The organism is Candidatus Hydrogenedentota bacterium (genome assembly GCA_019695095.1).
GTDB lineage: Bacteria > Hydrogenedentota > Hydrogenedentia > Hydrogenedentales > SLHB01 > JAIBAQ01.
Genome location: JAIBAQ010000153.1, coordinates 1 through 14,677, shown reverse-complemented (window position 1 = coordinate 14,677; position 14,677 = coordinate 1). Strand labels below are relative to the sequence as shown.

13 protein-coding genes are annotated in these 14,677 nt (G+C 58.2%); 7 read left to right on the top strand and 6 right to left on the bottom strand.

Annotated features, from left to right (window positions below; genetic code table 11):
* Window positions 1–278 precede the first annotated feature (278 nt).
* Window positions 279–1,112 carry a formylglycine-generating enzyme family protein gene (locus K1Y02_19820; GenBank protein MBX7258619.1) on the bottom strand — a complete coding sequence of 278 codons (834 nt, stop codon included), beginning with the start codon at window positions 1,110–1,112 and terminating at the stop codon, window positions 279–281.
* A gap of 174 nt (window positions 1,113–1,286) precedes the next feature.
* On the opposite strand from K1Y02_19820, the gene K1Y02_19815 reads away from it, so the two are divergent.
* From K1Y02_19815 to K1Y02_19805, 3 genes are all read left to right on the top strand, one after another.
* On the top strand, window positions 1,287–1,592 hold the full coding sequence (locus K1Y02_19815; protein ID MBX7258618.1) for a hypothetical protein: 306 nt from the start codon (window positions 1,287–1,289) through the stop codon (window positions 1,590–1,592).
* 166 nt (window positions 1,593–1,758) lie between these two features.
* Entirely contained in the window at window positions 1,759–2,601 is an 843-nt protein-coding gene (locus K1Y02_19810) for an HDOD domain-containing protein (GenBank protein MBX7258617.1), read from the top strand.
* A 3-nt stretch (window positions 2,602–2,604) separates the two neighbouring features.
* A complete protein-coding gene (locus K1Y02_19805; GenBank protein ID MBX7258616.1) occupies window positions 2,605–3,543 on the top strand; it encodes a diguanylate cyclase in 939 nt (312 codons plus the stop codon).
* 49 nt (window positions 3,544–3,592) lie between these two features.
* On the opposite strand, the gene K1Y02_19800 is transcribed toward K1Y02_19805, so the two are convergent.
* The 4 genes from K1Y02_19800 to murB form a co-directional block, all read right to left on the bottom strand.
* On the bottom strand, window positions 3,593–5,332 hold the full coding sequence (locus K1Y02_19800; GenBank protein MBX7258615.1) for an FAD-dependent oxidoreductase: 1,740 nt from the start codon (window positions 5,330–5,332) through the stop codon (window positions 3,593–3,595).
* Window positions 5,333–5,370: 38 nt separating this feature from the next.
* A complete protein-coding gene (locus K1Y02_19795; protein MBX7258614.1) occupies window positions 5,371–5,754 on the bottom strand; it encodes a type II toxin-antitoxin system PemK/MazF family toxin in 384 nt (127 codons plus the stop codon).
* Window positions 5,751–5,987: a hypothetical protein gene (locus K1Y02_19790; GenBank protein MBX7258613.1), complete on the bottom strand. Its 237-nt coding sequence runs from the start codon at window positions 5,985–5,987 to the stop codon at window positions 5,751–5,753. Before K1Y02_19790 ends, K1Y02_19795 begins: the two co-directional genes overlap by 4 nt.
* 94 nt (window positions 5,988–6,081) lie before the next feature.
* Window positions 6,082–6,957, bottom strand: a complete 876-nt coding sequence (gene murB, locus K1Y02_19785; protein ID MBX7258612.1) for a UDP-N-acetylmuramate dehydrogenase — start codon at window positions 6,955–6,957, stop codon at window positions 6,082–6,084.
* Window positions 6,958–7,679: 722 nt separating this feature from the next.
* Between murB and K1Y02_19780 the strand changes: the two genes are divergently transcribed.
* The 4 genes from K1Y02_19780 (at window position 7,680) to recR (ending at window position 13,763) form a co-directional block, all read left to right on the top strand.
* The gene (locus tag K1Y02_19780) at window positions 7,680–8,996 is read left to right on the top strand and encodes a glycosyltransferase family 2 protein (protein ID MBX7258611.1); all 1,317 of its coding nucleotides are present in this window, start codon (window positions 7,680–7,682) and stop codon (window positions 8,994–8,996) included.
* A gap of 84 nt (window positions 8,997–9,080) precedes the next feature.
* Window positions 9,081–12,011, top strand: a complete 2,931-nt coding sequence (locus K1Y02_19775; protein ID MBX7258610.1) for a malectin — start codon at window positions 9,081–9,083, stop codon at window positions 12,009–12,011.
* Between the two features lie 612 nt (window positions 12,012–12,623).
* Window positions 12,624–13,148, top strand: coding sequence for a peptide deformylase (gene def, locus K1Y02_19770; protein ID MBX7258609.1), 525 nt, complete (start codon window positions 12,624–12,626; stop codon window positions 13,146–13,148).
* 9 nt (window positions 13,149–13,157) lie between these two features.
* Window positions 13,158–13,763 carry a recombination mediator RecR gene (recR, locus tag K1Y02_19765; protein ID MBX7258608.1) on the top strand — a complete coding sequence of 202 codons (606 nt, stop codon included), beginning with the start codon at window positions 13,158–13,160 and terminating at the stop codon, window positions 13,761–13,763.
* Here the strand turns inward: recR and K1Y02_19760 are convergent.
* Window positions 13,747–14,677: DUF2961 domain-containing protein (locus tag K1Y02_19760; GenBank protein ID MBX7258607.1), on the bottom strand; the 931-nt coding region annotated here is incomplete at its 5' end. The two genes, recR and K1Y02_19760, sit on opposite strands and share 17 nt — an antisense overlap.

Genomic DNA, 14,677 nt, shown 5'->3' with positions numbered 1-14,677 from the left:
TGACGACGGGCGATATGTGGACGCATTGCGCCGGACGAGAAGTCCCATCTACAGCAAGCTGTGTGGACAAACAGGTGGATAACTCAAAAGAAAGCCCTTGACGTGAACCATAAAATGTCTTCGGTCGTAAGAGTGGCGCGGTCGGGAGACCGCGCCACAGCGAGAGCGGGAGAGCACGGACCAGAACGGACCAGAACGGACGAGCAAGGAGGCCCAAAGTACGAGCAAGGACGGCAGTTAGTTCGAGACATGTGCCGTGGGTGCAGGGCGGCCAGAGGCTAAATCTCGTCTTTCACCAAGCGGAATCCGACATTGTTGCTGCTGTAAACGGGAAGCTCGGAGTTGCGGGCGGAGGCGCGGCAGCTACTAGCGCTGCTCCATGAACCGCCGCGAATGACGCGGGTCGTCCCAGTTGGGTTTTCCCACGCGGATCCGTCGGCGGGCGCGCCGGTGTAGTCTTCGTGGTACCAGTCTTGGACCCATTCCCAGACGTTGCCGGAGGTGTCGTAGAGGTTCCAGCCGTTGGGCCGTTTCCCGCCTACGTCATTGGTTTGTACGCCCTCGTTGTCGGAATACCATGCGTAGTCGTCAATACGCGTGTAAAAAGGGTCCTCTCCCCAGTAGAAGCGGGTAACGGTCCGGGCGCGACAGGCGTACTCCCATTCGGCTTCGGACGGAAGGCGAAAGTTGGAGCCGGGGTTCGCGGCGTTGATCGTAGTGATGAAGGACTGCACCTCATCCCACGATACGTTTTCAACCGGGCGGTTACTGGAATCTACAAAAGAGACGATAGCACCCTGAAACCAGGAGGGATTGCTTCCCATGACGGATTCCCATTGGGCTTGCGTGATTTCGTGTTTGGATATCCAGAAACCTTGGTCGATGGCGACTTTGTGCTTTGGGGTCTCGCTGCTATCGCTTTCGCCGTCCAACGGGCAGGCTCCCATCTGAAACCCGCCGGGGGGACACCAGACGAAATCGATTCCCGCGTAGGTAGCGGATTCGCCGGGTTGGTGATCGCTGGGCAGTATGTAGGGCGGGCAGCCCGCGGCAAGAATGAGCAGAGCGGAGAGCGCAAGCATTGCGATACGGGCATTTGAGCGTGTGTACACGGCCGTTGCTCCTTTCCGCGGGGCGGCGTAGCTATGCGGGCGTACCTAAGCCCCGCAGGTACCTGCGGTCAGTCTGACAGAATAGAAGCAGGGGCACAAGTGCTTGAGCGCGATTCGCTTTGACAGGATAGGGCGCAGCCCGTAGAATTCAATCGGCAACGATGGGAGCGCCCTATGATTCTCGTAAACATTGGCGACTTGAAGCCGGGGCAGGTGATCGCGAAGGCGGTGACAAACGCAGGGGGCGCGGTCTTGTGTCCGGCGGGATACCGGTTGACGGAGACGTCTATCGAAAGGCTGAAGAATGCCGGCGTGGATGCGGTCGTGTTGGACACGTCGGATTCGCCGGAATCGAATGAGGCGACTATCGATCTTCGTTTGGCGGAGTTGGAGGCGCGTTTTCGAGGTATTGACGATCCGATCATGCTGCAAATCAAAGCGACGATCGAGAAGCGTCTGAGTTTCATGCGCTTGGGATAGGGGGAGTAAGAAATCTCAAATTTCAAATTCAGTATCTCAGAATACAGATCGGAGAACGGTTCTAGGTTTCCGAAGTCAATTCAGAGATCGCGTTGAGAGCGTCGGGTGCAATTTGAAGATGGCGTCTTAGTGAAGAACAGCAGGATGAACAAAGGGGGCTGAGCGCGTGCCCATATCACCGGAACACATCGAACGAAAGATCGTTGAACTGGCGAATTTGCCCACGCTGCCTGGAATTCTCAAGAAGGTCAGCCTCATGACGGGCGGCGGAGAATCGAGCGCGGCGGATGTCGCGAAAGTGATATCGACGGATCAGGTGCTGACCGCGAAATTGCTTCGGCTGGTGAATTCGCCGGTTTACGGGTTTCCAGGCCGTATTTCGTCGGTGACGCACGCGGTTGTGCTGTTGGGTTTTAATGTGGTCAAAGGCCTGGTGATGGGGACGGCGGTCTTTGACACGTTGGGCGCATCGGGACAGGGGTTGTGGAAACACAGTTTGGGATGCGCAATCGTAAGCCGGAAGCTGGCCCAGCAAATCGGTCATGCCGAACCCGAAGAAATCATGGTGGCGGGCTTGCTGCACGATTTGGGCAAGGTCGCGTTGACGTTCGTCTTTCCCAACGAGTACCAGAAAGTCGTCGAGGAAGCGCGGGCAAGCGGGCGGTATGTCGGAGACGTGGAGCGCGAAGTATTTGGTGTCACGCACACGCGCGTGTCGAGTTGGCTGGCCGCTGAATGGCATTTCCCGGCGCGTTTGGCGGAGCCCTTGACGTACCATCACAACCCGGAGTTAGCGAAGACAAACCGTGACGCAACCTGCATTGTGCATGTGGGGGATATTCTGACGCGGGGAATGGGGTACGGACATCCGGGAGACGATTCGATGCCGCCCTTGAATCACGAAGCCTTCCAAAGCCTGGGTATCAGTTTCACGCAAATCGACAAGGCGCTGGAGGATGCGGAAATTGAGTTTACAACCGGCGTCGCCAACTTGACGTATGGCGATTAACCGATGAGCGAAAGACCTACATCTTTGGTGCTTCTGGCCGATAACCGGGAGGATTCGGGCGCGAAGACGACGGCCATGCTGACCGCGGCGGGATTCACCGCTAATTTTGTAAACGACGGTCAGAAGGCGTTGGATGCGTTCTTTGCGCAGCCACCTCAATGTCTGGTCATTCGGCACGGACTCTCGGCGCGGGGCGCGCGGAGCCTTCTTGATGCCATCAAAGCGGACAATGTCTATGGTCATCTGCCCGTGGTGGTCATCGTTTCGCCGGAGCAGATCGAAGTGGGCATCGACTGGCACCACAATCCCGCGGACGACTATGTCGTGGAGCCGTTTACAGGCGCGGAACTGATTTCGCGAATCCGGATGTGCTGGGCGCGCGCGCAGCGGGATGTGAACGCGAATCCGTTGACGGGATTGCCCGGCAATTTGACGATCTCCAGGGAAGCGGAACGCCGTTTGAAGAACGGAACACCGTTCGCGTTCGGTTATCTGGATATTGACGGATTCAAAGCATTCAACGACCGTTATGGGTTCGGACGCGGTGACGAAGCGATTCGAATGACGGCGCGAATCCTGGTGAATACGATTCGTTCGCTTGAAAGCCAGGAGACCTACGTGGGGCACGTTGGCGGCGATGACTTCGTGTTTATCACACCGCCACACTTGATGGCGCAGGCATGCGAACGGATCATTGCGGCGTTCGAGTTGGTGGCTACGGACTTTTACGACGAAGAGGATCGAGTGCGCGGGTACATTCAGTCGGTGGACCGGCAAGGCAATCCGCAGCAATATTCATTGATGAGTTGCTCCATCGGCGCGGTGGATACGATCTCGACGCAGGTATCGCACATCGCGGAGTTGTTCAGCCGCGTGGCGGAAGTGAAGACATTCGCCAAACGATTGCCGGGGTCCAATTACATCATCGATCGGCGCAAATAAGTCAGTGATTCAAGATAAGAGGCAGGCAGGATGCCCGCCACACGTCTCACTATGCGAGCCGCGCTTCTTCCGCCCAAGTCAGGGGGACTCCTTGATCCGTCAATGCGCTCTGGAACTCTTTGAGCATTCCTGTATCTGAACGGATAGCTTTGGGGGCGGTATTCTTCGCAAGACAGAAGGCGGCGAGGGCTCCCGCGGATTCGCCAATGTTCCATTCGACCGGGTGCAGGCGATAGCAGCCGTTGGTGATGTGCGTCACGCCGAGGTTCTTGCACGCGGGCAGGAGATTCTCCATGCGAACCGGCAGCAACGCTCCAAGCGGGATCTGAAACGGCAGCGAGGCAACATCGATGTAGTTGTTGCCGCCGGAACTTGGATGAAGATCGATGCGGTAGTAGCCGATGCCTACCGAATCGGGGAATTGCTCTGCCTGAACGGCGCCATCCGTGACGCCGAGGGCGAGTTTTCTCGCCTCCAGCCCGACGTGTTGCTCAAGGACGGTGAACTCGGCCTTTATGCGTCGCGACTCACGGATGTAGGGATACTTTGCCAGACCGTCTTCGGTGTCGACGATATCGTGGCGAAGTTTCAGGCCTGGCCACCCCGTCTTGCCGTCGGCGCGCGGGGCTTCGGTCTGCATCCAATAGAGAAGCGAGAGACTGAGCTGCTTGGCGCGCGCAATGTGACGTTGCGCTTCATCTTCAGGAACGTCGATTAGACTGCCAAGCAGGTAATCGTTCTGTGGCCAGTTTACGAGCGTGACACCGCCTTTTAGGAAACCGTCGACGAAGTTGCGGCGATCGAGGATGCGCCGGTAGAGCCAGAAATCGGGCTTATTGCCGCCGCCTTCGAGGGGATCGAAGGTCATGTTTCGCCTTTCCAGTGTAGCCGGGTGGCAACACTGCCAGTCGAGCAGGGGGCCGGTCCATGCGGGCGTCATGGCAGGTACATACGACCGCCAGAAATCGTATTCGGCGGGCTTCTCGATGGTGTGGTCTTCGCCGTCGAGATACTGCATGGCAAAGCAGCATGTGAACGCCTGCATATTCTGCGGTTGATACTCGGGGGCGGCGTGCAGTTCGTTGGTGTCGGCTTTGGCTTCCGCGCCGGAGACGTATTCCGTCTTCGTCATCGGGAGGAGATCGCCAAGTTCGGTGGCGTCGATGAAGAAGGGAGCTTCCAAGGTGAGGTCGTGGCCGGAAGTCAGACTACGAACCTGGACGGAGGTGACGCGGTCGCCGTTGGTATCGGCGGCGATGGGTTTGTGTCGAAGCAGCAACGTGAGTTTGGTGCTGGCGATGTGGGGGGCAAACAATTCATGTAGAGCGTTAACAGAAACGCGTGGTTCGTGGCACAGGCGTGAGACGTTTCCGTTGCCGGGGTTCAGGAACTCGACCGCGCGGGCCGCGTCGGTGAGGGGATAATTCCGTTTGTAGTACTCACGCACTCGGCGACGGTATTCGAGATAGAGCCGTGTGCCTCCGGTGGTCTCAATCCACTTGTTTTCATCGGGAGGGACGGCTTGCGCGGTGGATTGCCCGCCAATCCAGCCGGTCTCTTCCGTGAGGATGACGGAGCGTCCGCGCATCAACAGGGACAAGGCCGCCGCAACGCCTCCGAGTCCGCCGCCCACGACAACAACATCGGCGCTTAGGCTGGACGTGGGGGCTGGCTTCGCTGGTGGCGCGGAAGGTTGTTCTTGGGCTACAGCAAAGCGCGGAGCCAAAGCAGTTGCTGCGCCGAGCGCGCCAGATTGGAGAAATGCGCGGCGGTTGAATCGAGGCTTCATTCAGTGCCCCCTGTATTGTGTCCTACGAGTCGAATTGCTTACGCGCATGTGTCTGATTCGGAATCACCACTTGCCTCTTCCGCAATTGCGGCCAACAAGTGTCTACTCAGATTTTCAATCAATCGACGATAGCGCGATTTGTGAATTGAGCCAATTTTGCCGGGTATGCAATGACGTGCAACCACACCCAAGTAATTCAGCCTGACCACGGATGGAGCAAGAAGTCCTGAAGACTGATAGTCATCATCACTCCGGGAAATAATCTCGTCGAATCCGGTTACAGCTTGATGAAGTTGAGTGCTAATCCCACACACCAAGAAGTCACCAAAAGAAGGCAATTCACGAAGCAGCAGCACGGGCCGTCTTTTGGTAGCGGCATCGACTTGAGGCAGGTTTGCGAGGACAATATCGCCCTCCTTCATGCCCGGTATTCCGGGTTAGACTCCTTCACCATGGAGTCCAAGTACTCTGGCTCGGAGTCGGAGTAGGCGTCAGACAGGTTTTCTGACGAAAAGGCAAGCCACTGTTGCCTCTCCGGATCGTTGCACGCGGATTCGACGACCGATATCAAAATGGTCTGTCCTTGCTGCATGGCAATAGGCTGACTGAGCTCAAGGTGCGTAGCATCCAGCACTCTAGCTGTAACCGTTTTCATGGTCCATCTTCTCCATACATTCGAGTGCAGGATACTCGGCAAGTCAGGTGTCGTCAACCTGCAGCGGGGCGGAAAATTGATGCTAGCCGTTGATTCAGTTTATGTATACGACTTCTTCCTCAAGTTTCACGCCGAACGTGTCGTGTACCGTTTTTTTCACGAGTGCGATGAGGGCAAGGATATCTGCGCTGGTGGCGTTGTCCTCGTTCATGATGAAGTTGGCATGCATGGGGCTGATGACTGCGCCGCCGTGGCGCGTGCCTTTGAGACCACAGGCTTCGATAAGGCGCCCAGCGTGGTCGCCGTTGGGATTCTTGAATACGCTGCCGCAGCATTTCCCTTGCGGCTGTTTTTCTTTGCGGCGTTGGATGTAGTGGTCGTAGATGGCGCGTTGGTCTTCGGCCGCCTGTTCAAATCGAAACACGCCGCCCAGGATGAGTCCGCCGCGTGGGCAGAAGGTCTGGCCTCGGTAGCTGTAGAGCGATTCGGACATGGGGACGCATGCATAGCCGTCGGCGGGAGTCATGACCTCAACCGATTCGAGGAGCATGCACGTGGAACCGTTGACGGTGCCGGCATTCATGTAGATCGCTCCGCCGACGCTGCCGGGAATGCCCGTGAGGGCACCCACAAGGGCATAGTTGTTGGGGATCATGATGCATGTGACAACGTGGTCGAGCACCACGCCTGACTCGATGGAGTAGCGGTGATCGCCGAGTTCGGAAACACCCGTCAGGCCGCTCGTAATCATAACGATGCCGTCGAAACCGTTGTCGTCGATGAGGACATTCGAGCCGCCGCCCAGCACGATGCGCTTGGTATCTTGCGCGCGCATCCATTCGTAGGCGTCGCGTGCTTCGTTAATGGTGCGCGGTACCAGGGCCAGGCGCGCCGGACCGCCTACGTTGTAGAGCGTTAGGGGCGCGAGCGGGTAATTCTCGAAGGCGAAATCGAAAGGCGCTGTATTCATGATGAGTAAAGGATACCTTAACGAGATGGGGAGTTCCCATTCGAAGCACGGAGCAGTGTGCGACGCGCGGTGTTGACGCAAGTGTTCGTGCCAGGCTGGAGAGGAATTCACGAGGCCGGCGTGTTCCGCGCGATGTGCAATTGCCGGTTACGGACAGACGTGGGGGGGAGAGCAGGGACGCGTTCTATTTCCTCAGCCTGAATCCGGATTCTTTGGACAGGATTTACATGATTAACAAGATTTCAATTGAAGAAAACGACGAGCGTACACGGGGAGTGGCATTCGCTGACCTCAAGTAGTACTAGCTTGAATACGGCGGTCCGTTTTCGCGGAAACAGAGGCACGGCAATTCTTAGCTATGACCACTGTGATTCGGAACCTCGAAACAACTCGATTTGCAGGCTCTGCCCCCTTGACATGCGCATGGCATGTGGTACTATTGAGTCAAGAAACAGACGCAGCGCGGCAATGAAGCTCGATAGGGAGCTTTCGGGATACGCGGTTGTGGTCGGAAAGGAGGTGGTCCAGGTATGAGTGGTCCGAGTACGACGACTCCTGACGCCGTAGCTGGACATGCCGAACGTATGGCTAAACCGGAGAGTAACTCGAAGGAGATCCGTCCAGCTTAGTAGCGTTGGGAGCGCGCACTGGACTATGCTTTGGCCGGGCGGCGACTGTAAGCAGCGCCGCCCGGCTCGCTTTATGTCTGGAGTCAGGAAGTTATGGCCGAGAATGCGTCCGAATCGAATGTGCGGGAGAAGTCGCGGAGCCAATGGGGCGGGCTTGCGCTTATGCTCGCAGCGATTGCCCTGGTGGTTGCGCCATTTATCGTGCGACCACTGTATACCATCGTCCCGGCTGTACTCGTCTTTCTGTACTTGTGCTACCTCAATCTGATCCGCCGGCACATCTTTCTTCGCAATCTGAAGGACCACCACTGCCTCACACTTCAATCGCAAGAAGGAGAAGAGGACAACGATCTGCCTCCCGTGCTCGTCATCGCGCCGGCGCGCAACGAAGAGGTGGGCATTGAAGCGGCGGTACGTTCGATGTGCGCGCTGGACTATCCCGGAGTTCGCGTTCTCGTAGTCAACGATCATTCGACGGATTCGACCGGCGCGATACTCGACCGGCTGGCAAGCGAATTGCCGAATCTGCGTGTGCTACACAACCCGCCGTTGCAGGAAGGCTGGCACGGGAAGGTCAATGCCGTGTGGCAGGCCATGCATGAGCCGGACGCGGACCGGCCCTGGATTCTTCAGACCGACGCGGACACGATTTTCCATCCGAAGGCGTTGCGCCGCGCCATGGCGTTTGCACAGAAGGAAGATCTCGATTATCTGACGTGCGTGGTGTGGCTTGACAATCAATCGCTGGCGGAGGAATTGGTGATGCCGCTGGCTTGGTGCGGAATTCTGATGCGGGTGCGTCGCGCGCGCATGAACCACGCTAAGTCTCCGGCGCTTGGCGTCGGACCCTTTATGCTGTACCGGCGCGACTCGTATTTCGAGTGTGGGGGACATTCGGCGTTTCGTTCGCAGACACCCGAGGATGAGATGCTGGCGGCGACGTTTAAGCAGTGGGGCGGGAACATGGGCGTGGCGTGGACTCGCGACATGGTGCGATTCCGGATCTACCGGGGCTACGCGCAATTGCGCGACTTCCTCACGCGGAAGACGCGCATCCACTGCGACGACCGTATAGACCGGTTCCTTAATTCCATGGCGGGGATGCTGCTGAGGCATGTATTGCCGTTGCCGCTCGGAATCGCGGGACTGTTGCAGGCGGATACCGTTGGCATGTTGCATTTTGAGTGGGCGGTCTACACGGGCGCGGCGTTTGCGGCTTATTGCACGCTGGCGTGGAGTTTCGCGAGACACGAAGAAGTGGCTCATATGCGCAAGGGGTTGCAGTGGGCGCATCCGCTGGGAGGCGTGTTGCGGATTTGGTTCACGGCGAGGGGAATGCTTCAAGCGTTGCGTGGCAAAGAGATGGATTGGCGAGGGCGTAAGCACATTAATCCGAGAGCGCAAGGATAGGCATCGACAGCGGGGGCTGGTTCCGGGATAGCCTGGAAGAGAGACTATTCTGACATCCAGGCGAATAACGTGAGGGGTGGAACAGTGAACACGAACAAGGTCAGTGGGCGGGTTTCCAGATTCGCGGGGGTGGTCTTAAGCTGCGTGGTTTTGGTGCTGCTGTTCGCGACAGGTGTAAGCAGTGCGGCAGCGTCGAGTCGCACAACTATTGTCTGCCCCAAAGACGCACCGCCGTTGGTGAAACTTGGCGCGCGCGAGATTCGGCGATACGTGTATCTGCGCACAGGCGAACTGCTTCCCATCGAGGATACCTCGGGCACAAGCAACTCTATTGCTCTTGAGTGGCGTGCCGGTGAAAATGCCGATGCGCAACTCGCTCAGGACTCGTATCGCATCGAGACGGAGACACGGGAAGGCGGGGCGCGTACCGTTCGAATCTCTGGTGGGAGCGAAATGGGAACGCTGTACGGGGCGTACCGGTTCTGCGAGCATTTGGGAATCCGGTTCTATTTGCACGGCGACACGATTCCCGACGGCCAGGTGCCGTTTGAATTGCGGGATATTCATGAGACGCGTTCACCGCTGTTTGCGTTGCGCGGTATTCAACCGTTTCATGATTTTCCGGAAGGTCCGGATTGGTGGAGCGTCGACGATTACAAGGCCATCATCGCGCAACTTCCCAAGTTGGGGATGAACTTCTTCGGGCTGCACACGTATCCGGAGGCACGCCCCAACGCAGAGCCCACCACGTGGATTGGGCAGCCGGACGACATCGGAGACGGCCGGCGCGTGGCGTTCGGCTATCCGGCCTCCTACTACAACACCGCGCTGGACGTGAATTGGGGGTTCGCGCAGAAGAACACAAGCCAATACCGATGCGGCGGGGCGCTGTTGTTCGATCGCGACGACTACGGTTCTGAGATTATGCGCGGGCTGACACCGCGATCCGAGACGCAGGAAGAGCACATCGAAATATTTGCCCGGACGGCGGAACTGTTTGACGACGCATTTTCGCTTGCGCGTCAGTTGGGTGTGAAGACATGCATTGGCACGGAGACGCCGTTGGTCGTTCCGAAGCTGGTGCAAGAGCGGATAGCGGGCAAGAGCATCTCGACGGAAGATTTGTATGCAGGGATGTTCGAGCGCATCGCGAAGTCGCATCCACTCGATTACTACTGGCTTTGGACGCCCGAAAACTGGACGTGGGAAGGCGTTAAAGCGGCGGACGTTGAGAAGACCGTGCAGGATATTCAGGCGGCGTATGCGGCGTTGAAGCGAGTGAATGCGTCCTTCGGTCTGGCGACGTGCGGGTGGGTGCTGGGTCCGCAATATGACCGCGCGTACCTCGACAAAGTGCTTTCCAAAGACGTGGCGATGAGTTGCATTAACCGGGCGGTCGGACATGAGCCGGTGGAGCCCGGCTTCGCGGATGTGAAGGGAAGGCCCACGTGGGCGATTCCTTGGCTGGAGGACGACCCTGCCATGACGTCGCTGCAACTGTGGGCCGGGCGGATGCGGCTCGACGCGCGTGACGCGCTTCGCTACGGGTGCACGGGGTTGATGGGCATCCATTGGCGCACGCATACGATCGCGCCGAATGTGGCGGCCCTCGCGCAGGCCGCGTGGGATCAGAACAACTGGCCGCAGCAATCGATCGGCGAGTCGCATGCCGTGGGCGGAGAGACGGTGTCGTCGGGAGAGGTTGAGATTGCGGATACAGAAGACGACGCACTCTATCGATGTGTGCGTTACAACATGCAGGCGTATCGATTGGTTGTGCCGAACGGGGACTATCGTGTGACGCTGCACTTGTGCGAACCGCACTACAATGAGGCGGGTAAAAGGGTCTTTGGCGTGCGTTTGGAGGGCAACAAGGTCGTTTCCGGACTGGACGTGTTTGCATTGGTGGGCAAGAACCGCGCAATGGTGCGGTCATTCGATGGCGTAAAGGTTTCTGACGGCGTGATGGATATCGACTTCGTGAAAGAGGTCGAGCTTCCTTGCCTGGCGGCCTTCGAGGTGGTAGGAGCGAATTGCGCGGTGCGCGTGAATTGCGGCGGTGGAGCTTACAAGGATTTCGCTGCCGACTTGCCGAAGATTCCGATGGAAGTGCCTGCGACGGATTTCTATGGGGATTGGGCGCGGTCGGAGTTTGGCGCATCCGTCGCAGAGGAGGCCGCGCGCATATTTGCTGCCGTGGATTGCCGGTTGCCGAGGCCGTCGGATTGGATCGGTGGTCCTGGAGGCTATCAGCCCGATGCGCGTGCGTGGGACGTTGTGAAGAAGGATTATGCGTTTGTGGGCGATTTCGCGGCGCTGTTCCCGCGTGTCGAAAGCGCGGGCAATTCGGCGCGCTATGATTACTGGCTGGCGCAGATGGAGTTCTTGCAGGCGACGGCGCGGATGCGGTGCATGTGGGGAGAGCTGGTCAGGGTTTTGGATGACGTGAAGAAGACAGAAGATGCCTCCGCGAAAGCGCAGGCAGCGAAGGAACGCGCACTTCCCGCTTATGTCGCACTTGTGCGGTCGGTCGAAGAAGCGTATGGCTGTCTGCTGCGAACGGTGGACACAACGGGCGAAATGGGAACAGTGGCCAATCTGGAGCAGCATACGTTCCCTGCGATGATTGACGCGCCCGGCCAGGAACTGTCAACGCTGATGGGAGCGCCGCTACCCGACGAGGCGCGTTTGCGCACGGACCATGCAGGCAAAGCGCGGATCGTTGTGCCCACGAAACGTGGGAGCCTGGAGGAAGGTGAGCCGTTGCGTATTTGGGCGGCCGTGATTGACCCGGGGCCGGCAAGTCGTGCGCGCGTGTTTTGGCGAGAGTTGGGGAATGGGCGTTTCAAGGAGACGCCGCTGACGAATCGCGCGCGCAGTGTGTATGAAGCGACGCTCGATACCAAGGGCGATATCGAATACTACATCCAAGTCGAGACCGGCGGAGGTGAGACGATTCGCTGGCCTGCGACGGCGCCCACCGTCAATCAGACGGTTGTCCGCATGCCTTCGTGAAGCGCTCGTTCGAAAACCATGACGTCAGAAGTGGCGTTGGGCAAGCTCCGGGGCCTCCCAACGCCTAGTCCTCGTGGCTCACCGATCCCGGACTCTTCCCACGAGGAATTGCGCGGAATGGTACGGTCTTGGCGGAGGAACGTCAATTCCACAGCGCAGCATAACCGAAACCGAATTGACTCAACCACCGATGAACACCGATAAACGCCGATAAGAGGACAGATTAAGCCCGAATGACTTCAAACCACGGGGAGCACTGGGGGTACGGGGGAATTCGTGAAAGCTCACACAGCCGTTTCGGATAGTAGTACAAAGGCTCCAGATGACGGGGATTGGAATTTGACCACGAATCAGACGAATTACACGAAAAGAAGGATAAATCGAATTCGAATGATATCGGACCAGGGCGAGCAGTGGAGCCACGGCAAACTGCGGCTGAATACATGTGGGAATGTTCCGGGATGGGGGCAACTTACCCGAATAGAACTGAGAAAACGTCAGAATGAACATGACTCCACCGGAGGCGAAATCCGGTCCCGTCTTCGGGTAGAATACTCCGGGTGATTAAAGCGTTTATCAGGTATAGACAGGGTATTTTACGGAGTGAGAGTCGTGGCGAAGATGAACATCGTGTTGTATCCGGATGGGCCGTTGACCAAGGTGGCGACGCCGTATGACCAGATCGGACCGGAGGTCGCGAAGTTGGCGGCGGATATGTTCGATACGATGTATGCCCAAGAGGGTGTTGGACTTGCCGGACCCCAGGTGGGTGTGGGCAAGCGTATTTTCGTGTTGCATGACCCCGAAACCGATACGAAGCTCTGTCTTGTCAATCCGGAATTGAGCGAGCACCAAGGCGAGGCGTTGGGCAGTGAAGGCTGCCTTAGCCTTCCGGAGTTGTACGCCGAGATTCCGCGAGCGACGCGCATTCATGTGCGGGCGTTGGACCAGTTCGGGAAGCCGTTGGAGTTTGACGCGAAAGACTTCCTGGCGCGCATTATTCAGCACGAGAACGATCACCTTGATGGAATCGTCATTCTGGACCGCGTGGATGTGCTGACGCGGTTTGCTTTGCAGCAGGATTGGGACAGAATCCGTGAGCGAATGCTCAACGGCGCGTGCGCCGAGCGCGCGTAGGTACGGGAGATGTTGTTCGACTCACCGTCGGTTGAACGGTTGATTGAAGCGTTTCGCCGTTTGCCCGGGGTGGGTAAGCGGTCCGCGGAACGGTATGCGTTGCACGTGCTCAGCGCCCCGGAAGAGGATGCGCGGCTCCTGAGTGACGCGGTCCTTGAAGCGAGGCGGCGCATCACCAACTGTTCCATTTGCTGCAACCTTACCGAAACCGATCCCTGCCCGATATGCAGTGCGCCTTCGCGCGATCATTCGGTGGTGTGTGTGGTTGAGCGGCCTGTTGGGGCCGACGCCATCGAAAAGGGCGGGGCCTATCGCGGGACCTACCACATTCTGAACGGAGCACTGAGCCCGCTGGAAGGCATTGGCCCGGAGCAACTCACCATTGGCAAGCTCCTCGCGCGGTTGGAGAAGGGCGGCGTGTCCGAGGTGATCGTTGCGACGAACGCAACCGCCGAAGGCGAGGCAACGGCCATGTACCTCTCCCGCCAAATCAATCCTCTAGGGATCGCAGTCAGCCGGATTGCGCACGGCGTGCCGATGGGCAGCGGTCTCGAATTCGCCGATGGCGCGACCCTTTCGCACGCGCTTCAAGGACGCACTACAATCGGGGCGTGACGATGTTCGGTCGAAGGGTCTCTTTTACGCGATCCTCGACCGGCAGCAAAGGCGCGTGTTCGTATCCCACCGCATCCTGGTACCAATAGTAGGTCGTCGCGTAATCGACGTGGCACCGATCCAAAGCGTGGTGCCGCTCTAATTCATTATGGAACCAGGGGTGATCCGGAAACTCGTGGGTCCAATCGATTCGCCAATCGAGGCTCTTCGCGAAGCGCAGCAGATTGGCATGGCGGAATCGGTAGATGCTCAGCATGGATGGGGGCTTGTTCTGCACGAAGTTGATACCGTTGTAGGGTCCGCAATAGCAGTCGGGGAACCCCCACGAAAATCCGAAGGAGTCCTCCGTGCCGAGGTAGTCGGCACGCGGGGTCTCTTCACCGTTGATGCGCACCTCGTTGTTGCCTTCCATGATGAAGGCAAACGCTTCGAACAGCGGTTCGTCCGTGCATACGCTCCACGCGCGCCCCAGCAGATGGCCGCAGCCGTCAATGTGGAGGAAATGCTGGTCGGTCTTGTTGCCGAGCTGGAAGGCAAAGCGTTTCCACGTTGCGTGGAAGTACCCGAGCGAGGGGTCCCAATCGGGGAGACTCTCGTATTCGACGAAGCTGTAATTGGCGACGTTGTAGATGGTCTCGTTGGTCAGGGTAATTCGGGCCGCGCGCGCGAACGGCATCGGTATGAAGCAGTTGTAAGCGTAAGGACTCTTTTCGACGTAAGGTGTAGAAAAGAACTTTGCGCGGCCGCCGCAGCCGTCGGCGAAGAAGTCGGCCAGAGGGACTTGCACGGCGGGCGATGGCCCGTCGTCGAAATAGATGCGAAGGATGATGCCGCGCGCCGCGAGGGCTTCGCGTTGAACGGCGGCCAGGGATCCGTCCTGCACGTGGTGCATTGTTGAATGAATGCTCGTGATG